Here is a 19,474-nt window from a genome sequence, read left to right as displayed (position 1 = left end):
TATGTTTACCACAGTACTGATTGCTAACCGTGGTGAGATTGCTTGCCGCGCAATCAACACCTTAAAACGTCTAGGGATCACCAGCGTTGCCGTCTTTTCTGATGCCGATCGCAATGCACGACATGTTAAAGAGGCGGATATCGCCATTGCGCTGGGCGGAGATAAAGCCAGCGAGAGCTATCTTCGCAGCGATAAAATACTGGCCGCCGCTAAACAGAGCGGTGCACAGGCTATTTGGCCCGGTTACGGCTTTCTCTCTGAAAGTGTCTCGTTTGCTACCGCCTGTGAAGAACAAGGCATTATCTTTATCGGCCCTACGGCACACCAGATTGCGGAATTCGGGTTAAAGCATCGTGCGCGAGAACTCGCGGCAGAAGCCGGCGTCCCGATGACACCTGGTACCGCACTGCTCACTTCGTTAGAAGAGGCTCTAAAGGCCGCCGAGGCGATCGGCTATCCCATCATGCTAAAAAGCACGGCAGGTGGAGGGGGAATCGGGCTGACACGCTGTGAAGATGCTCCCGCGCTGCGTGAGGCATGGGAAAGTGTGCGACGTCTCGGGGAACAATTTTTTAGCGATGCTGGGGTCTTTCTTGAGCGCTATATCGATCATGCTCGCCATATTGAAGTGCAAATTTTTGGTGATGGAAAAGGAAAAGTTATCGCCTTGGGCGAAAGAGACTGTTCGTTACAGCGCCGCAACCAGAAAGTGGTGGAAGAAACCCCTGCTCCCCATCTTCCTCCTACACTGCGCGAAGCTTTATTAGATTCAGCCGTTCGTCTGGGGGAACGGGTCAACTATCGCAGCGCTGGCACCGTAGAGTATATTTACGACCCGCTAAAACAAGCTTTTTATTTCCTAGAAGTCAACACTCGACTGCAAGTCGAGCATCCTATTACTGAAGCGGTGACAGGCGTCGATTTAGTTGAATGCATGTTACGTGTCGCAGCAGACGATCCCCTTGACTGGCAGCGCTTAGAACAGCCTCCACAAGGGGCCGCTATCGAAGTCCGCCTTTACGCTGAAGATCCCTTAAAGAATTTCCAGCCCTGCCCAGGCATCTTAACGGCTGTTCAATTTCCCCCCGGCGCACGGATAGACAGTGGCATTGAACAAGGCAGTGAGGTCTCGGCTTTCTATGATCCGATGATCGCTAAATTAATCGTCAAGGCAGAGACTCGTCAGGCCGCCCTCGAGGCATTACAACAAGCCTTGGCCGCGACTCAGTTACAAGGCATCACCACTAATTTAGATTATTTACGTCAAGTGATCGCCACGGAAGTATTTCGTGAGGGTGAGGTATCGACTCGTTTTCTCGACACGTTTATCCCGCAGGCCTCTGTCGTCGAAGTGCTACAACCCGGTACCTTTAGTAGCATACAGGATTACCCTGGACGGTTAGGCTATTGGCATATCGGTGTACCCCCTTCGGGTCCGATGGATGATTACGCCTTTCGCTTAGCGAATCGTATTGTGGGCAATCATCCCGCTGCCGCAGGTCTGGAATTTACCCTACAAGGGCCGACGTTGCGCTTTCATTGCGATACGGTAATAAGTTTAACGGGTGCTGACTGCCCGGCGAGGCTTGATGACCAACCGGTAAAGTATTGGCAGCCTATTCAGGTCAAAGCAGGTCAAACACTGACCTTGGGCCGGGCGCAACAGGGATGTCGCACTTACTTAGCCTTGCGCAATGGTTTTGATGTGCCCGAGTATTTGGGTAGCCGGTCGACCTTCGTACTGGGTCAATTTGGTGGTCATGCCGGTCGAACGTTGCGTGTGGCCGATATGCTGGCAATCTCTCAGCCTACCCTTGCTGCTTACACTACGCCTGCCCCGATCAGTGAACCTATTGCGCTCAATCCAGCGATGATCCCTCAGTACAGTGCGACGTGGGAAATTGGCGTTTTATACGGCCCACACGGCGCCCCCGACTTTTTTACCGAGGAAAGTATTGAACGCTTTTTTGCCAGCGAGTGGCAGGTACATTATAACTCTAACCGCCTTGGTGTACGATTAATGGGACCCGCCCCAAGCTGGAGTCGCCCCGATGGCGGCGAAGCCGGTTTACACCCCTCGAATGTCCATGATTGCGAATATGCCGTGGGGGCGATTAACTTTACTGGCGATTTTCCGGTTATCCTGACCCACGACGGACCAAGCTTAGGAGGCTTTGTCTGTCCAGTGACCATTGCCCGGGCGGAATTGTGGAAAGTGGGCCAACTAAAGCCCGGGGATAGCATCCGTTTTTATCCGATAAGTCACCAAGAGGCCGTAGCCCGTGAAACGGCTCAACAGCAGGCTATCTCGCAATGGGTTCCGCCTTCTGTCCCTCGGCTACCTGCCCCTGAACTCACTGAAACGGCACTTGGTTCAGCAACCCTACTCGCTGTACGTCCCGCGACATCAGTGACGCCAGATGCCTATTACCGGCAGGCGGGTGATCACTACATCTTAATTGAGTATGGCGATAATATTCTCGACCTCGCGTTACGCTTGCGCGTCCATCTATTGATGGAAGCCCTGGACGATGCCGCCATTGAGGGGATTGAAGAGCTTTCTCCCGGTGTCCGTTCATTACAAATTCGTTACGACAGCTTACGCCTGACTCAACAAGCGTTGATGACTCGATTGCTCGAGATTGAAGAAGGACTTGGCGACGTAACGCAATTAAAAGTTCCCTCACGGATCATTTGGTTACCCATGGCCTTTGAGGATAGCGCCACCCTTGCCGCAGTCGAGCGATACCAAGAAACCGTCTGTACCCAAGCCCCTTGGCTACCTAATAACGTCGATTTTATCCAACGGATTAATGGTCTCGCCGATCGCGAGACGGTCCGCGAGACGCTATTTTCTGCCAGCTATCTTGTTCTTGGATTAGGCGATGTCTATCTCGGTGCCCCCTGTGCCGTCCCCCTCGATCCACGTCACCGTTTACTGAGCTCCAAGTATAATCCTGCTCGAACCTTTACCGCCGAGGGGACTGTTGGCATTGGCGGGATGTATATGTGTATCTACGGAATGGACTCACCGGGCGGCTATCAACTCGTTGGTAGAACATTACCCATCTGGAATAAATTTTTAAAAAATAGCCAATTTAGCGACAACCAACCTTGGCTGCTGCATTTCTTCGATCAAGTTCGCTTTTATCCTGTGACCGAAGCGGAATTGACCGTTGAACGGGAAGCTTTTCGTGAAGGCCGCAGTACCATTCGTATCGAAGAAAGCGTGTTTGATTTTGCAGAATACCAACAGTTTCTCAGTGAGAATGCTCAATCCATTGCGGATTTTCGCTCTCGTCAATCTCAGGCTTTTTCCGAAGAGGTGAGTCTCTGGGCGGCACAGGAGCAACAGAGTCCTATCGTTCAAACGGCAGCGCTTGAAGAAGAGACACCCTCAACCGATACGCCTATTTGCGCCGAATTAAGCGGTAATGTTTGGAAAGTATTGGTGAAAAACGGTGATGTTGTCGAGATTGGCCAGCCTTTAATTATCGTTGAAGCAATGAAAATGGAGCTATCCATCACGGCAACGCTTTCGGGAACCATTACTCATATTAGTGCGCAACCCGGCCAGCAAGTGACCCCTGGACAACTATTATTACGATTAACCGAAGGGGATATTACCCATGCCTAATTCCCCTCCGACGGCCGGGCGTGAAGCCCTTGCGGCAAAGGTCTATCACGCGGTTAAACAATCTATTTTTGATTTTCAGCTATTACCCGGTGAGCGCTTTAGCGAGAACGAGCTTGCCCAACAGTTACAGGTGAGCCGTACTCCGGTACGGCAGGCCCTTTTCAATTTAGAGCGTGAAGGTTACGTAGAAGTCCTGTTTCGCAGTGGCTGGCAGGTGAAAGCCTTCGATTTTGACTATTTTGAAGAGCTTTATGATTTACGAATCGTTTTGGAATGTGAAGCGGTACGTCGATTGTGTGCCATGTCTTGTGCAGAGAGTCGCACCGCACTCGCAGCCGTGCATCATTTTTGGTCTGAAAGCGCGCCATTAACCCAAGGTAAAGCGGTCGCCTTGGAAGACGAGGCTTTTCATCGCGCTTTGGTCGCCGCGACCAATAATCGTCAGTTTTTACTGTTACATACTGAATTAACTGAAAAGTTAAGCATTATTCGTCGTCTCGACTTTACCCGTGATGACCGTATTCTCGCCACCTACCAACAACATCAGGCTATTTTGCAAGCTATCTTCGCGCAACGCTGCGAAACCGCTCTGCGTCTGCTCACCCTGCATATTTCAGAGAGTAAAGCCGCCGTTCGCGAAATTACCTTGCATCGTCTGCATCAAGCGCGGCTCACCTTACAGGCTTGTGAAGATAACAAGGAGGGACTGCGAGCCACTTCAGGTTAGTACAAAAGTTCTTTACTGCCATTCCTCCACGGCGCTTGGCGCCCTATGCAAACTAAAGAGGTCAATAATGAGTGAATACAGTTTAGTTGAGGGGAAACCTCCGGTGAAAAAAGCGCCCTCGGTTAACGAAACATTAGAAGATTATACATTACGCTATGCTCCTTATAGCTTTCGACGTTGGGGCACTGCGACGGTCGCTATTACGGCTTTAGGGGGGATCGCCTATCTGGCCGATTTCTCGATCGGTGCCAGTATTGGCATGACTTATGGAACCACCAATGCCTTACTCGCGATTCTCTTCGCAGCGATCATTATTTTCTTAACTGGTATTCCCCTCGCCTATTACGCGGCGCGCTATAATATCGATCTCGACTTAATCACTCGTGGGGCTGGCTTTGGCTATTATGGCTCGGTAGTGACCAGTATTATCTTTGCCAGTTTTACCTTTATCTTTTTTGCGCTAGAAGGCTCGATTATGGCGCAAGGCTTACAACTGGGCCTGCATATTCCCCTATGGTTAGGCTATTTGGTCTCCACCTTGATGGTAATCCCACTCGTTATCTATGGGATGAAAGCATTGAGCCAATTACAAATTTGGACCACGCCCATCTGGTTAGTATTAATGATCGGACCTGTGCTCTATTTAGTCTGGCAGCAGCCGACCCTCACCGATCAATTTTTCAACTTCCAAGGTAAAAACGGGACAACGGGTGCCGATCTCGCTTCAGTCATGTTGGGAGCGGGGATCTGTTTGTCATTGATTATGCAGATTGGTGAGCAGATTGATTATCTACGCTTTATGCCAGCGAAAACGCGCGAAAATAGTCGTTCATGGTGGATTGCAGTGCTGTCAGCAGGACCGGGGTGGGTTATTTTGGGCGCACTGAAACAAGCCATTGGCGCGTTTCTGGGGTTTTATTTACTGACACTCGCACCAGGCATCAATAGTACTGAACCGGTCCAACAATTTAATGCCGCTTTTCACCAAATGCTACCCGGCTGGTTAGCCTTAACGCTTGCGGTGATCTTAGTGGTTATTTCACAAATCAAGATTAATGTTACCAATGCCTACTCCGGTTCGTTATCTTGGACAAGTGCCTATACGCGAGTACGCCGCCACTATCCGGGAAGAATTGTCTTTGTATTAATCAATCTCGCTATCGCGCTCGCCCTGATGGAAGGCGATATGTTCTCAGTGCTCGGTAATATCTTAGGGTTTTACGCTAACTTTGCTATCGCTTGGGTAACGGTTGTCGCCGTTGATATCGCCGTCAACAAGTATCTGTTAAAGCTCTCTCCTAAGCAGCCAGAGTATCGAAAAGGGATGCTTTATAGTGTGAATCCCGTCGGGATGGTGGCCTTTTTGGCCGCCGCGGGGTTATCTATTGCGGCGTTCTTTGGTTTGCTGGGTCCTTTCCTCATGCCCTATTCACCTTTAATTGCCTTAGTCGTGGCGGCAGTGCTCACACCCATCATCGGCCTGCTCACCGGCGGAAAGTATTATCTTAAACACACTGACGATGGTATCGCTGAGTCGCGTTACGATCTGGCAGGTTCGCCGGTGAGTACACTGTACCATTGTGTGGCATGCCAACAAGCCTACGAGCGTCCCGATGTGCTGTTCTCGGCCCACCATAACGGGGTGATCTGCTCGTTATGTAAAACACTCCATTAACGAGTCACAAGGACGCTCAAGGAAGAGCGCCTCGCAGAGCGTTATCACTAAAACGGGCCATTACAAGCGACATCTACTTACACAGAGAAAGAATACTATGTTGCTATCGTAAACAGACCTTCCGCTAAGGAGTTCAATTCGTAGAATAAGATTAGGTTTAAGCAATGCTTACTATTCAATTTTCATCTCAGCGTAACAAGAAACATAAATAATTAACGTGACAACGTATTTTAAGTATTAATTTTTTTTAATTATATTTTATTGATAGATGTCAGTGGAAATTACGAAACCTTGAGATATTCTGAACTTATTCGACTATTGGAAGTAAATTCTTTTGAAAAATTCTCTGGTTATACGCACGAGTTCAATCATTCTCTTTTTATTGGCCAACACTGTATTATGTTATGCCTCGGATGGGTATGTCAGCTTCCAAGGGAGAATTATCGAGGTACCTTGCAAAATACAAGTTCTGCAAGCCGTAACGATACAATGTATGAAAACAAAGGATATCCGTTTGAACAAAGTAGAATCTTCTACTAATACTTTTATTAAAGTCTCAACGCAGAATATTAGTCAAAATGCTAAAATTATCACTATTCAATATAATTGATTTTACTTACCATTGCGCACTGCCTTTGCAGTCCTCAATCCCTAGGTATACCTAGCGCAAGCGGATGGGTGATAGCTTAAGGTTACACAGGACAAGGGCACTCTACTTTAGGATGCCCTGATCTGTGCTACGAATTTTAATCATTAACTTTCTGCGGTAGGCTCACCGAAGCAAGGCATCCCCTCGTCGTCCCAATGAAATACCTTAATGCGTGTATGTCGATTGGGATCATAGAGGGGATCCCCTTCAATCGTTGAATAGCTGCGAGCATGGTAGACCAGAATATCCTCACCCTGTTCGTTACGCGTAAAACTATTATGACCCGGCCCAAATTGTTGATTACCGCGGTGAGTGGTGAAGAGTGGCTGCGTGAGTTTATGCCAACTGGACGGATCTAAGAGGTTACTCGACTTATCGGCATAAAGGAGTCCAATACAGTAATTCTCATCCGTCGCGCTGGCTGAAAAAGCAATCATTACGCGATCGCCATGGGCGATAAAGGCTGGTCCTTCATTGACTGAAAAACCTCGTGTTTCCCAAGCAAATTCAGGCTTACTCAACATGATTGGCGGTGTTTTCAATGTCCAAGGGTTAGCGAGTTCAGACAGGTATAAGTTTGAATTGCCTTTAATGGCAGGATCTTTCTGCGCCCAAAGATAATAGTGCTTACCCTGATGTTGGAAATAGGTCGCATCTAAGGAGAAACTATCGATTGGCGTGATGATCCTGCCCTTCTCTTGCCAAGCGTCACGAAGGGGGTCCTGGCCCTCACAGATTAGCGCGTACATCCGATGTTGAAACAGTCCGTCTACAATCTCTGATGAGGGAGCTGCGGCATAGTAAATCACCCATTGATTATCGATCCGATGTAGCTCAGGAGCCCAAATCAGGGCGCTCATCGGCCCACTGTCCGGCTTGTGCCAAATTACCGTTGCCGGTGCCTCAGCCAGACCCACTAAGGTGGGTGAGTGGCGTATCTCTAACCGGTCGTACTCAGGCACTGATGCGATAAAATAATAGGTGCCATCTGAATGAAGATAAATATGGGGATCCGCACGCTGTTCTATCAGGGGATTGGGGTAATCACTCATCGTTTAACTCCTATTAACACTGGATTGTTGATGCCGACTGACGTTGCTCGGCTTTCTCAGTTCCTGATACTGACGACGACGAATCGCTAAGTCAGCTTGGATCTTTCGCATCGTCTCACGGTCGACTTTTAATAACCGCACGACCCCTGCCGTGATCAGATAGCCCACAGCCGGAATGAGAGTGAATAACATCACAATGCCATCCAGTGCCTGAGGACTTTGCTGGGCTGCCCCAGCTTGGTAACCATAAGTCGATAGCAAGAAACCCACCATCGCTCCCGCCACCGCTAAGCCAACTTTAATGAAAAAGATATTGCCAGAAAAACTGATCCCCGTGATACGTTTGCCCGTTTTCCATTCGCCATAATCGTCCACATCCGCCATCAGTGACCAATGAAGCGGTGACGGTAATTGATGCAAAACATTTAGAATAAAATACGCGACGAGAATCAGTGAGGTGGCATGAGGATCTAAGTAATAAAAGCCCAAGGAAAAGAGACTCAGTATGATGTTGGTCCAGAAGAAGACTTTTAATTTACAGAATTTATCCGTCAGTGGCTTTGCCAACGCGCTGCCCAGCATCATTCCGATGACACCTAGGCTAATGAATAGACTCGCGAAAGAGGTCGACTTCTCCATGACCCAGGTCACGTAGTACATGGTCGCCGCCATACGAATGAATCCTGGACAGACGTTAAAAAAAGTCAGCAGTAAAATACGCACCCATTGATCGTTTTTCCAAATAGCTTTTAAATCGGATTTAAGTGCATGCTTGGAAGGGATCGCCGGTTGAATACGCTCTTTCACATAAGCGAAGCAGAACAGAAACATCAACAAAGCGATGATTGCCATTACCCCCATCGACATTTGATAGCCGCGAGCCTTATCCCCGCCACCAAAAAAGTCCGCTATCGGGAGCAGCGTGGAGGAGAGAATAAGCGTTGCAATGCCTACCATAAAAAAGCGATAAGATTGACAGGCGACCCGTTCATGGGGGTCAGCAGTGATCACGCCCCCCAAGGAGCAATAAGGAATATTGATGGCGGTATAGGTTACTGACATGAGAAAATAGGTGACGAAAGCGTAGATAATTTTACTCTCAGGACTCCAATTCGGCGTGGTAAACATCACCACACTAAATAACGCATAGGGTAGCGCTACCCATAATAAATAAGGTCGAAACCGCCCCCAGCGACTGGTAGTTCGATCAGCAATCGCCCCCATCATCGGATCGATGATGGCATCAACGACCCTTACCGAGAGGAGTAATATTCCAACCATTGCTGGCGTCAGCCCAAAAATATCAGTATAAAAATAATTGAGGAAAAGCATTATTGCACCGCCAATCATATTGCAACCAGCATCCCCCATGCCGTACGCAACCTTCTCTCTGAACGACAATTGACCTTCCTTCATGGGATTATCTCCATATTGATGGGCATCTAATGATGTTTATAGGTTCTGCAATATCGCTGAGTATCTTCCTAGTAAAGAGAGAGTGTCAGGATAATCCTGATATCAATATGGATAATCGGGTTATTTACCGAAAAGCGTGATCGATGGGGCAAATTAACCAAGTTATCAGCAGAGACACTTGGTAAAAGGCCGTAAACCCACAAACGGATAAGTAAGTATTTATCATGAAGCAGTGTTGGAGATAGCTCTATACCCAGTAGCGTTAGGATGTTATTGGTTTATTATCCAGGAGGCTGAATTATCGCCCTATTGGGGCCAACTGTTATCAACGAGGACCACCAATGAAGCCTAAACTCAGCTAGCTCTACTTAATTTAATCGCTAACTATTAATTCTTGAATAACTCAGGCGCTGTAATAGCCAAAATAATAATTGAATCTGTAAAAACTAAATTCATTGCAAATGTTATTACCATTGCAATTGATTAAAAATCATTTTCAAAAATCAGTTAATATTAACCACAGATCCTATTTGCATTATTACTTTTATCATTACCACCCCAAAATAATCTTAATTAACAATCAATAACCGCTCTTAGTCTCCACCCGATACTCAAATAAAAACACTAACAATTATCTATTATTTTTCATCTCACTACGATGCCGATACGTTCTTTTGTTGAACCTCTGCACTTTTTATAAATGAGCGCAAGTTTTTTTTAGCGAATAATTGTTAATTACCCCTGAAGTAGATCTTTTTCTTATGAATAAGGATGCAAATCTAATAATTAACTATAGGGACTAGTGTGCATATCTATGCAATTTTTATTCTTTAAACTGCATAAAATAAGTTTTTTATAATAATTTCATAATGTTGAAGGGGGTCAAAATTTGCATAAGTCATTTTTTATTCTGTTGACGGATTTATTTCGTCGAGGCAGCATCAAGAAAACCTTCAAGTAAACGCTGTCCGTGTCTTGACCGAATAGGGGTAGGCCCCAGATACCTTTATTCTTAATTGACGCGTAAAATTTGGGAGAGGATGTAATGGCTGTTAACATAACTCGAGACGACTTTGATCGATATATGGTCCCCTGTTTTTCACCCGCTAAGTTTATTCCAATAAAAGGAGAAGGTTCACAGATTTGGGACCAAGATGGCAAACACTATATCGATCTAGCGGGTGGTATTGCAGTGAATTCATTCGGCCATAATGATCCGGACCTACATTACGCGCTGCAGCAACAAATGAATAAAATGTGGCACGTGGGAAATGGTTATACAAACGAACCCGTCCTAAACCTCGCCCGTAAATTAGTGACGGCAACTTTTGCAGATAAAGTCTTCTTTTGTAATTCCGGCGCCGAGGCTAATGAAGCGGCCTTAAAACTGGCTAGGAAATATGCACGCGATCACTACGGCCCTGAAAAAAATGAGATCATTGCCTTTCAGCACGCTTTTCACGGTCGAACCCTTTTTACTGTATCCGTCGGGGGGCAACCTAAATATTCTGAAGATTATGCCCCCCTGCCACAAGGGATCACCCATCTGCCCTTCAACGACCTTGCGGCGGTCGAAGCTGCTATCTCTGCAAAAACCTGCGCCATAATCGTTGAACCGATTATTGGCGAAGGCGGCGTGATACCTGCCAGTCCCGACTTTCTTTCAGGTTTACGCGCCCTCTGTGATCAGCATAACGTGACGCTAATTTTCGATGAGGTACAAACGGGGGCAGGAAGAACCGGCTACCTCTATGCCCATCAAGCTTATGGGGTAGAACCTGACTTGATGACCAGTGCAAAAGGATTAGGGGGAGGATTCCCTATCGGCGCGCTTCTCGCCAAACAAGCCTGGGCCGAAAGTTTTCAACCCGGTACTCACGGCAGTACTTTTGGGGGTAACCCCTTAGCGGCAGCGGTTGGCGGGGCGGTCGTTGATAAGCTCAATGCTGACTGCTTAGCGGGCGTAGTAAATCGGCATGATTACTTTATTGAAAAACTGACTCAACTTAATCAGCAGTTGGGGCTATTTTCCGAGATCCGTGGACAGGGTCTGCTGATTGGCGCCCAACTCACACCTCACTGGGTAGGTCAGGCCAAAATGCTAACGACAGTGGCGGCCGAGCAAGGCGTAATCGTCTTGATAGCGGGTCCTGATGTGTTACGCTTCGCCCCCGCCTTAACCATTCCCTATGAAGATATCGATGTCGCCTTCGAACGCCTTACACAAGCCTTCGAACCACTAGTACACGGCGCCTAAGGGGTAATGATGGTTATTTTTCGACCTGTTAAGCATGAGGACTTACAGGATATTTTAGCCTTGTCCGCTCGTGTTGGTGTAGGAATGACATCGCTGCCCCATGATGAAGCCCGTTTAGCCGCGAAGATAACGCGAAGTATCGATACCTTTAATCAAACCCTGCCGCGTAGCGATCAAGGTTTTCTCTTTGTGCTGGAAGATACCGAGACCCAAAAAGTCTTTGGCGTAAGCGCCATTGAAGTGGCGGTGGGACTGAGTGAGCCTTTCTATAATTTTCGACTACAACGTACCGTCAAAGCTTCGAAAGAACTCGGGATTTATAAAAACCTCGATGTGCTTAATTTAAGTTATGACCATACGGGCCACAGTGAACTCTGTACGTTATTTCTCGACCCCGATTACCAAAAGAATCGCTATGGACAACTTCTTTCCAAAGCAAGATTCATGTTTATTGCGTCGTTTCGTGACGCTTTTTCACCCTCTCTTTTTGCTGAGTTACGGGGAGTCGTCGATGAACAAGGTCAGTCACCTTTTTGGGACGCACTAGGTAAGCATTTTTTTGATATCCCCTTCGCCGATGCCGATCGTTTGACCGGTATTGGTATGAAAACCTTTATTGCTGAGCTAATGCCTTCCTACCCTATCTATACCCTATTACTTCCAGAGGCCGCGCAAGCCGTTATTGGCCAAGTCCATCCCAATACCGCCCCGGCAAGAGCGATTCTTGAAAAGGAAGGATTTCGGTGGCGGGGATCCGTCGATATTTTTGATGCGGGTCCGGTCATTGAGGCCAATATGGATGACGTTCGCATTATCAAAGAGAGTCAGCTCTATAGTGTTGATCGGATACCTACTTTTTATGATCAGAGCTATGTGGTTTCTAATACCCATTTTAACCAATTTCGCGCCATCCTGGCTGAGGGCGAGTTAACGCAGCATCATCTTGATGCCCTTTTGCTTGACGATGATCATCCCGCACGTATTGCACCCTTAAGTCCTCGCGAGGCAACTGTATGACAACACACTATATCGATGATTGCTGGCAGGCTGGTAAAGGGCCTGAGCTAGTCAAACGTAATCCCCTCACACAAGCTGTCATTTGGCAGGGTTTAATCGCTACCGATGAGCAGGTCGCTTTAGCCTGCCAGGCCGCACGGAACGCCTTTTATTCCTGGTCTCAACAATCGCTCGACCAGCGCCTTGAGGTCATTCACCGCTTTGTTAAGCTGCTGGCCAACGAAAAGGAGGCACTCGCTCGTATTATTTCACTCGAGACCAGTAAACCTTTATGGGAGACTCGTACAGAAGTGCAATCTATGATTGCCAAAGGTGAAATTTCTGAAAAGGCTTGGCATCAACGTACAGGGACACATCAACTGCCTTTCGCAGAGGGATCAGCAGAGCTTAGACATAAACCCCATGGCGTCATGGCCGTCTTTGGCCCCTATAACTTCCCGGGTCATCTACCCAACGGTCACATCATTCCTGCTCTGATCGCAGGAAATACCTTGATATTTAAACCCAGCGAACTCACCCCATTAACGGCAGAGTTTACTGTCAAACTTTGGCAACAAGCAGGGTTACCGGCGGGGGTATTGAATCTCGTGCAAGGAGATAAATCGACCGGACAAGCCTTGCTGAATACGATACAGCTGGATGGGGTATTGTTCACTGGCAGTGCCTCTACCGGGTTTCAGTTCCATAAACTGTTGGCCGGACATCCCGAGAAGATACTTGCCTTGGAGATGGGGGGTAATAATGCTCTGATTGTGGAGGATGTTGATACCCCCAATATTGCCGCGGCAATCAACCTTATCCTGCAATCGGCCTTTCTCTCTGCAGGACAACGCTGTACGTGCGCCAGACGTCTGTTAATCAAAGAGGGTCCACAAGGCGACCAATTACTTCACGCGTTAATTTCTGCCACGCAATCTATCAGCGTGGGGGATTGGCAACACCAGCCAGAACCTTTTATGGGTGGCGTGATTTCATTGACGGCCGCTTCGCAATTATTGGCCGCCCAACAGCATCTGATTGACTTAGGGGCCACCGCACTCTTACCCCTCACGCAACCGACGCCAACGGCCAGTCTTGTTACGCCCGGTATTATCGATATTACCGAGATTGACGCACCCGATGAAGAGTATTTCGGCCCTCTCCTTAGCGTCATACGATATCAGACATTCGACGACGCGATTGAACTAGCTAACCGCACCCGCTTCGGACTGGCTATCGGACTGATTTCCGGCCAGCAAGCACAGTTCGAACAATTGCAGCAGTTCGCCCGCGCGGGAATTGTTAATTGGAATAAACCGCTCACGGGCGCATCAAGCTCCGCCCCCTTTGGTGGGATTGGCGCGTCTGGAAATCATCGCCCTTCCGCCTTCTATGCCGCCGATTATTGTGCCTGGCCTATGGCCTCCTTAATCAGCGACCAGCTAACGCTCCCTGCTGCAACATTGCCGGGTCTCCCCCCCTTCAACGATTAACGAGAAAACCTATGTCTGGAATAGAAGCGAATTTTGATGGCTTGGTCGGCCCAACTCACCACTATGCGGGGCTATCAATTGGCAATGAAGCCTCTCTTAATAATAAAAATCAAACCTCAAATCCAAAGCAAGCCGCCTTGCAAGGGTTAAACAAAATGAAAGCCCTCTCGGATATGGGCTTTGTTCAGGGGATATTGCCACCTCAGCCTCGACCCAACCTTGAGATTTTACGACAGATCGGTTTTCAAGGGTCCCCCGCGGCAGTTATCGCCCAAGCGGCTAAGCACCCCTTTTTACTCTCCGCTTTCAGCTCTGCCTCTTCCATGTGGACGGCCAATGCGGCAACCGTCTCACCTTCTGCGGATAGTCTCGACCATCGTGTTCATTTTACCGTGGCAAATCTTAATAATAAGTTGCACCGCCATTACGAAGCCGCCATTACCGCCGATATTCTGCGGGCAACCTTCAACAATCCGGATTATTTCGCCCACCATGAGGCGCTCCCCTCGCATGGCGATTTTGGGGATGAGGGGGCTGCTAATCATAATCGTTTTTGTGCTGACTATGACCAGCCTGGTATTCAACTCTTCGTGTATGGCCGTCAGGTAACGGGTAATGCGTTACAACCGCAACGTTACCCCGCTCGTCAGACACGCGAAGCCAGTGAGGCCATTGCTCGTTTGCATCAACTCTCCCCTGAAAATACCTTTTATGCTCAACAGAACCCAGCAGTGATCGACCAAGGGGTTTTTCATAACGACGTCATTTCGGTCAGTAATCAAAACGTTTTTTTCTACCATCAACAGGCCTTCGTGAATAGCAAGGCCTTATTGACCGAACTTCAGCGAGCTAGCGACCGACTGGCTATCGACTTCAAGGGAATTGAAGTGCCCCAAGCGGTGGTCTCCGTCGAAGATGCTGTTGCCAGTTATTTATTCAATAGCCAATTATTGACCACCCGTGAGGGGGTAATGTCTCTGATTGTTCCCGAGGAATGTCGGCAAAAAGAAAACGTTTGGGCCTATTTACAAGCTTTAGTCGAGAATCAACAAACGCCAATCCGCGCCATCACGTCATTTGATTTACGCGAAAGTATGCGTAATGGCGGAGGACCTGCTTGTTTACGATTACGAGTTGCCCTAAGCAAGCGCGAGCTCAATGCCGTCAACCCGCATAGTTTAATGACGCAAGCGCGCTATGACGCCTTAAAAGCCTGGGTCAACACGCATTATCGTGATCGATTCTCGACTCAGGACCTTGCAGACCCACAACTGATTGACGAAGTGCATACAGCTCTCGATGAGCTAACAACATTGTTATCGTTAGGTTCGGTCTATGCATTCCAGCGCTGAGGAGAAGATTATGTCTCTGGTAGAAAAACTTTTGCAGCACCAGCTTTCGTCGCTAACTATCTCGGCTAATTTTGAAGCGACTTGGTTAGACGACGGAATTCTCCAATTGCTCCCCCGATGCGGATGGCAACAAGCAACTGTGTTGTCTGCCGGGATCCACGGTAATGAGACGGCACCGATTGAACAGCTGTTACGGCTTATGGAGAACCTAGTCAGCCAATCTGATTACCAAGGCCATGCTTTACTATTTATTTTTGGCAATATACCGGCGATGCAGAAGGCAAAGCGTTATCTTGACTATGATATGAACCGGCTATTTTGTGGGAAGCATCGGGGTATTGAGGGAGATGAGGCGCGGCGTGTAGCTGAAATAGAAAAACACGTCAGTGCCTTTTATTTACGCAGTGGTGAAGCGGATACCGTACCGCGTTACCATTTGGATATGCATACTGCGATTCGCGGATCACATTATCCGAAATTTGCACTTATCCCTGCCGTCCATCCACAGATTTCTACTATATTGCTGAGGTTAATGGCGAGCGGCGAACTCGATGCATTAGTTCAGCATACGGAGCCAGGGTCCACTTTTTCCCACTATACCGCCGCAGTTCATGGCGCACAGAGCGTAACGTTGGAACTGGGGAAAGTGCAGAGGTTTGGTGAAAATAATCTCAACGACTCGTCGCCTATATTTCAAGCTATAGAGGCTTTTATCACTAATTGTCCTCTTCCACAGGTTCAGCGTAAAAATCTGCTGTATTTCAACGTTAAAACAAGTGTGATTCGAGGCGATCAGCACTTCCAACTTTATCTACCAGAAGAAATAAAGAATTTCACACAACTGGCTGCGGGTTATCTCCTAGCCGAACAACCCTCGAGAACATGGCAAGTCGAGGAGCCTGCTCACTATCTGCTTTTTCCTAATGCAAACGTCGCGGTGGGTCAACGTGCCTGCTTGTTATTAGAACGCGTCACAGATTTGCATTTCTCATAACTAAGGATGATCTATGCCCTCTTCTTTGCATCCACCTCATCAACAACACTCGGCAACCCCATCAACCACGACGCTACACCGAAGTTTAGGTGGACGCCATATTCAGATGATAGCCTTAGGGGGAGCAATAGGTACCGGGCTCTTTATGGGAGCCGGGCAAAGTATTCATATGGCCGGTTCTTCAATATTACTCATTTACCTTATTGTCGGCTTCTTTAGTTTTATGGTGATGAGGGCAATGGGAGAAGTGTTACTCTCCAAACAAGGTTATCTCTCATTCGCCGACTTCGTCAGGGATTATTTAGGCCCTCAAGCGAGTTTTTTCCTCGGCTGGAGCTATTGGCTAAGCTGGATTGTGACTTGTATTGCAGATGTTGTCGTGTGCGGAGGCTATGTACAATATTGGTTCCCTGATCTGCCCGCATGGGGGCCTGCACTGACCACCTTGTTATTCCTCTGTTTATTGAATTTATTGTCCGTAAAAATGTTTGCAGAGACCGAATTCTGGTTTGCATTAATCAAAGTCATCACCATCATTGCGTTAATAGGCATGGGGGGCTTTATGATTTTGACCGGTTGGCAATCTCCCGATGGGGTGACAGCGTCCTTACAACATCTGGTCGATCCCTCTACCCTATTACCCTATGGTATCGGCGGCTTTTTTGCCGGATTCCAAATTGCTATTTTTTCTTTTACGGGCATCGAATTATTGGGAACGATGACGGCCGAAACCAAAACCCCTGAACGTATTTTGCCTCGCGCCATCAATGCACTACCTATCCGCGTCATTATTTTCTATTTATTGTCGATGGCGGTGATTATTTCAGTTACCACCTGGCAACATGTCTCACCCGATGTAAGCCCCTTCGTTACATTGTTTGCTAAAGCCGGATTGCCCGCCGCCGCCGCGATTATTAATTTTGTCGCACTGAGTGCCGCCATCTCCTCTGCCAATAGCGGGGTCTATTCCAGTACGCGAATGCTGTATGGTTTATCCGTCGATAAACATGCCCACTGGCAATTTCGTATTCTGTCGCGCGTGACACGAATTCCTGTCAGAAGCCTGTTCTTTTCATGCTTTTGTATGCTCAGTGGAACCTTATTGCTATTTTTTATCCCCAATGTTGTGACGCTGTTTACTATTATTTCTACCTTAGCGGCGATTTTGGTGATATTTAGCTGGGGAATGATCCTTGCGGCATATTTGGTCTATCGTAGGCGTCGAGACGATCTGCATCAGCAATCGCAATTCAAAATGGTAGGAGGCAGACCCATGGCTTGGTTGACCCTTTTATTTTTCCTACTGGCGGTGGTGATGATGTTTTTCGATAAAGACACGTTGAAGGCCGTCATGATTTCTCCACTGTGGTTTCTCACATTATGGGGAGTGTGGCGGTTCAAACAACCGGCTGCCAGTACCCTGCGCTAATGGGCCTCAGCCATCAAAAAACAAATCTGTAAGTACGGCTTTTAACTTTTTTTGCCCGATCTTATTTGCTGTGGAAAGGGCCGTTAAAGTGTCGATTTTCGCTTTAGCGGCAGTAAACCCTGCTATCTCCCCTTGCGTACGCGCGATATCGGCGGCTTGATTGCCTATTTCACCGATTAACTGCAGCGTCTGCATCCGTTGCTGCTCTTTTTCTTTATCGAATATAGGGCTAAACGTCTGATTAGCATGGGCCACATCGCGGCTAAGGTCATCAACATTCTGTTGCTGCTTGGCCGTGTTGTTGATAATTATCGTGCCATCACTCACTGCGGCATGGGTGGTGGAGCTAACTACAACCTACTCAGTAGGAGTTGATTATGGCTAAGATACTTCATAAGCCAGAGACAGGCTCACCCACAAATCAATCAAGGCGTTATACCGTAGGATATGTCCAGGATCACATTAAACATCAGCCTTCACCATAGATCACGTTGCGGGGCCACTGGATGTGAGAGCTGATTATACGGCTGGTTAGGGAGTAAGCGGCGGTTAAGGTAACCCCGGCCTGTGCCGGGGTCGGATCTTTATGACTTTGAGGATGGATCTTCTTTTTGTTTATTTTCTTTTAGGTTGGATAAAAACAAAATGCCAATACTCAAAACTGAACCAATAACAGCACCTCTTTTTAACGAATCAATTGTATTATCTACCCATTCAAAATAGAAATATCCATTTTTAATCATAAATATAGAAGCTACACCTAATCGAATAAAAAACAACGTTAGTGTTGTAAGTAAAAAGAAGAAAAACACCAATCTCATGGCGGATATCATATGTTTCATTTTTTATTTCTCCAGCTGTTTTTGAACTTCAGAGCCAGCTACCTCTGCTGCACCAGAACCAATAACAGCCCCAGCAATACCGGCGGTTTTATCTGAGACAATCGGGAAATATTTATTCCCAGTTTCAACAGCTTTACCTCCGCCAGCACCAATCCCAGTACCAATCACCGCACCTGCAACAACCGGAAGTGTATCTTGCCCCTGCAACTTAGCCCCAACATAGGCTCCGCCCACACTTGCGGCTTCAGTAAACCAGAACCCTTTACCTTGGGTGATTCCGCTGATGCCTGTAGCAATAAGTGCATCGGTGGCACTGAAAGGTCCGCCACTATTCAATTGATTAAACACATTTGCCGCGCCACCTATTACACTGGCACCAATAATGCTTCCCGCCGTCGCTGTAGTGGGAAGAAGAACAGGTGCTACTACTGTTGACATTCCTGCGCCCCAAGCAGTAATTAACCCTGTAGCGGCATTCTGTCCGGGAGGTAATTGCCCCGTCACTAGCTTGTCCGAAGCATACTTAATTTGCTCTGGTGTTGCCGGATTAAGTACTTTGCCATGCTCATCAGTTAGATTGGTATTATTTACCAGCGATCCCTGGGCCTGGACATTATTCTGAAAGCCAGTACCGAAGCCTTCCAGGCCACTCAGCCAGTTATTCTCAACCGTCACCTTCCCGGTCTGCATCCCTGATACTGCACTTGCCGTATCACCACCCACCAGTCCACCCGCTAATCCTGCGGCTAAACTGGCTAGTGCACTTACGGTTTGCTTTTCATCTTCTTTGAGCTCGGTAGGCTTTTTATCATAATACGACTTAGAAATCAGCCCTACCGCCTCAGCGGTCACCGCACTACTGGCTCCCGCTAACGCATTTTCACCTTTCGCCAGGGATAATGCCGCATTCACTACCGCATGCGCCATCAGGTTGGCGGGGATATTAACCTTATCA

At 47.7% G+C, this 19,474-nt stretch carries 14 protein-coding genes; 9 read left to right on the top strand and 5 right to left on the bottom strand.

Features of this window, described 5'->3' with window-relative positions:
- The first annotated feature begins 1 nt into the window (after nucleotide 1).
- From uca to QJR74_RS05980, 3 genes are all read left to right on the top strand, one after another.
- Complete coding sequence (gene uca / locus QJR74_RS05990; protein WP_304373643.1) at nucleotides 2-3,637, top strand: urea carboxylase; 3,636 nt, start codon at nucleotides 2-4, stop codon at nucleotides 3,635-3,637.
- The gene (locus tag QJR74_RS05985; RefSeq protein WP_304373642.1) at nucleotides 3,630-4,364 is read left to right on the top strand and encodes a GntR family transcriptional regulator; all 735 of its coding nucleotides are present in this window, start codon (nucleotides 3,630-3,632) and stop codon (nucleotides 4,362-4,364) included. Before uca ends, QJR74_RS05985 begins: the two co-directional genes overlap by 8 nt.
- A gap of 67 nt (nucleotides 4,365-4,431) precedes the next feature.
- Nucleotides 4,432-6,039, top strand: coding sequence for a purine-cytosine permease family protein (locus QJR74_RS05980; RefSeq protein ID WP_304373641.1), 1,608 nt, complete (start codon nucleotides 4,432-4,434; stop codon nucleotides 6,037-6,039).
- Nucleotides 6,040-6,792: 753 nt separating this feature from the next.
- Here the strand turns inward: QJR74_RS05980 and QJR74_RS05975 are convergent.
- Nucleotides 6,793-7,740 (bottom strand): glycoside hydrolase family 43 protein, encoded by a 948-nt coding sequence (locus tag QJR74_RS05975; protein WP_304373640.1) that lies wholly within the window; start codon nucleotides 7,738-7,740, stop codon nucleotides 6,793-6,795.
- 3 nt (nucleotides 7,741-7,743) lie between these two features.
- Nucleotides 7,744-9,156, bottom strand: coding sequence for a glycoside-pentoside-hexuronide (GPH):cation symporter (locus tag QJR74_RS05970; protein ID WP_304373639.1), 1,413 nt, complete (start codon nucleotides 9,154-9,156; stop codon nucleotides 7,744-7,746).
- A 1,045-nt stretch (nucleotides 9,157-10,201) separates the two neighbouring features.
- On the opposite strand from QJR74_RS05970, the gene QJR74_RS05965 reads away from it, so the two are divergent.
- The 6 genes from QJR74_RS05965 to QJR74_RS05940 are packed head-to-tail and all read left to right on the top strand — an operon-like array spanning nucleotide 10,202 to nucleotide 17,677.
- Complete coding sequence (locus QJR74_RS05965; RefSeq protein ID WP_304373638.1) at nucleotides 10,202-11,413, top strand: bifunctional succinylornithine transaminase/acetylornithine transaminase; 1,212 nt, start codon at nucleotides 10,202-10,204, stop codon at nucleotides 11,411-11,413.
- 9 nt (nucleotides 11,414-11,422) lie between these two features.
- A complete protein-coding gene (astA, locus tag QJR74_RS05960) occupies nucleotides 11,423-12,430 on the top strand; it encodes an arginine N-succinyltransferase (RefSeq protein ID WP_304373975.1) in 1,008 nt (335 codons plus the stop codon).
- Entirely contained in the window at nucleotides 12,427-13,902 is a 1,476-nt protein-coding gene (gene astD / locus QJR74_RS05955) for a succinylglutamate-semialdehyde dehydrogenase (RefSeq protein ID WP_304373637.1), read from the top strand. The genes astA and astD overlap by 4 nt, the downstream gene beginning before the upstream one ends.
- An 11-nt stretch (nucleotides 13,903-13,913) precedes the next feature.
- Nucleotides 13,914-15,254 carry an N-succinylarginine dihydrolase gene (gene astB / locus QJR74_RS05950; RefSeq protein ID WP_304373636.1) on the top strand — a complete coding sequence of 447 codons (1,341 nt, stop codon included), beginning with the start codon at nucleotides 13,914-13,916 and terminating at the stop codon, nucleotides 15,252-15,254.
- Nucleotides 15,255-15,264: 10 nt separating this feature from the next.
- The gene (gene astE / locus QJR74_RS05945; RefSeq protein ID WP_304373635.1) at nucleotides 15,265-16,248 is read left to right on the top strand and encodes a succinylglutamate desuccinylase; all 984 of its coding nucleotides are present in this window, start codon (nucleotides 15,265-15,267) and stop codon (nucleotides 16,246-16,248) included.
- Between the two features lie 13 nt (nucleotides 16,249-16,261).
- The gene (locus QJR74_RS05940; protein ID WP_369685584.1) at nucleotides 16,262-17,677 is read left to right on the top strand and encodes an amino acid permease; all 1,416 of its coding nucleotides are present in this window, start codon (nucleotides 16,262-16,264) and stop codon (nucleotides 17,675-17,677) included.
- A 6-nt stretch (nucleotides 17,678-17,683) separates the two neighbouring features.
- Here the strand turns inward: QJR74_RS05940 and QJR74_RS05935 are convergent, their stop codons facing one another.
- The 3 genes from QJR74_RS05935 to QJR74_RS05925 form a co-directional block, all read right to left on the bottom strand.
- Entirely contained in the window at nucleotides 17,684-18,004 is a 321-nt protein-coding gene (locus QJR74_RS05935; RefSeq protein WP_304373634.1) for a hemagglutinin, read from the bottom strand.
- Between the two features lie 257 nt (nucleotides 18,005-18,261).
- Nucleotides 18,262-18,519 (bottom strand): hypothetical protein, encoded by a 258-nt coding sequence (locus QJR74_RS05930; protein ID WP_304373633.1) that lies wholly within the window; start codon nucleotides 18,517-18,519, stop codon nucleotides 18,262-18,264.
- A gap of 3 nt (nucleotides 18,520-18,522) precedes the next feature.
- On the bottom strand, nucleotides 18,523-19,446 hold the full coding sequence (locus QJR74_RS05925) for a VENN motif pre-toxin domain-containing protein (protein ID WP_304373632.1): 924 nt from the start codon (nucleotides 19,444-19,446) through the stop codon (nucleotides 18,523-18,525).
- Nucleotides 19,447-19,474 lie beyond the last annotated feature (28 nt).

Source organism: Tatumella ptyseos, from assembly GCF_030552895.1.
Lineage (GTDB): Bacteria > Pseudomonadota > Gammaproteobacteria > Enterobacterales > Enterobacteriaceae > Rosenbergiella > Rosenbergiella ptyseos_A.
The sequence above is the reverse complement of the archived record's forward strand: the minus strand, read 5'-3'. Positions and strand labels throughout refer to the sequence as shown.

Excerpts from the sequence above, each read along its gene's own strand:
- QJR74_RS05980 (WP_304373641.1), top strand. The coding sequence starts at position 4,432 with ATGAGTGAATACAGTTTAGTTGAGGGGAAACCTCCGGTGAAAAAAGCG.
- astA (WP_304373975.1), top strand. The coding sequence starts at position 11,423 with ATGGTTATTTTTCGACCTGTTAAGCATGAGGACTTACAGGATATTTTA.
- QJR74_RS05925 (WP_304373632.1), bottom strand. The coding sequence starts at position 19,446 with ATGGCGCATGCGGTAGTGAATGCGGCATTATCCCTGGCGAAAGGTGAA.
- astE (WP_304373635.1), top strand. The coding sequence starts at position 15,265 with ATGTCTCTGGTAGAAAAACTTTTGCAGCACCAGCTTTCGTCGCTAACT.
- QJR74_RS05930 (WP_304373633.1), bottom strand. The coding sequence starts at position 18,519 with ATGAAACATATGATATCCGCCATGAGATTGGTGTTTTTCTTCTTTTTA.
- uca (WP_304373643.1), top strand. The coding sequence starts at position 2 with ATGTTTACCACAGTACTGATTGCTAACCGTGGTGAGATTGCTTGCCGC.
- astB (WP_304373636.1), top strand. The coding sequence starts at position 13,914 with ATGTCTGGAATAGAAGCGAATTTTGATGGCTTGGTCGGCCCAACTCAC.
- QJR74_RS05985 (WP_304373642.1), top strand. The coding sequence starts at position 3,630 with ATGCCTAATTCCCCTCCGACGGCCGGGCGTGAAGCCCTTGCGGCAAAG.
- QJR74_RS05970 (WP_304373639.1), bottom strand. The coding sequence starts at position 9,156 with ATGAAGGAAGGTCAATTGTCGTTCAGAGAGAAGGTTGCGTACGGCATG.
- QJR74_RS05965 (WP_304373638.1), top strand. The coding sequence starts at position 10,202 with ATGGCTGTTAACATAACTCGAGACGACTTTGATCGATATATGGTCCCC.
- astD (WP_304373637.1), top strand. The coding sequence starts at position 12,427 with ATGACAACACACTATATCGATGATTGCTGGCAGGCTGGTAAAGGGCCT.
- QJR74_RS05975 (WP_304373640.1), bottom strand. The coding sequence starts at position 7,740 with ATGAGTGATTACCCCAATCCCCTGATAGAACAGCGTGCGGATCCCCAT.
- QJR74_RS05940 (WP_369685584.1), top strand. The coding sequence starts at position 16,262 with ATGCCCTCTTCTTTGCATCCACCTCATCAACAACACTCGGCAACCCCA.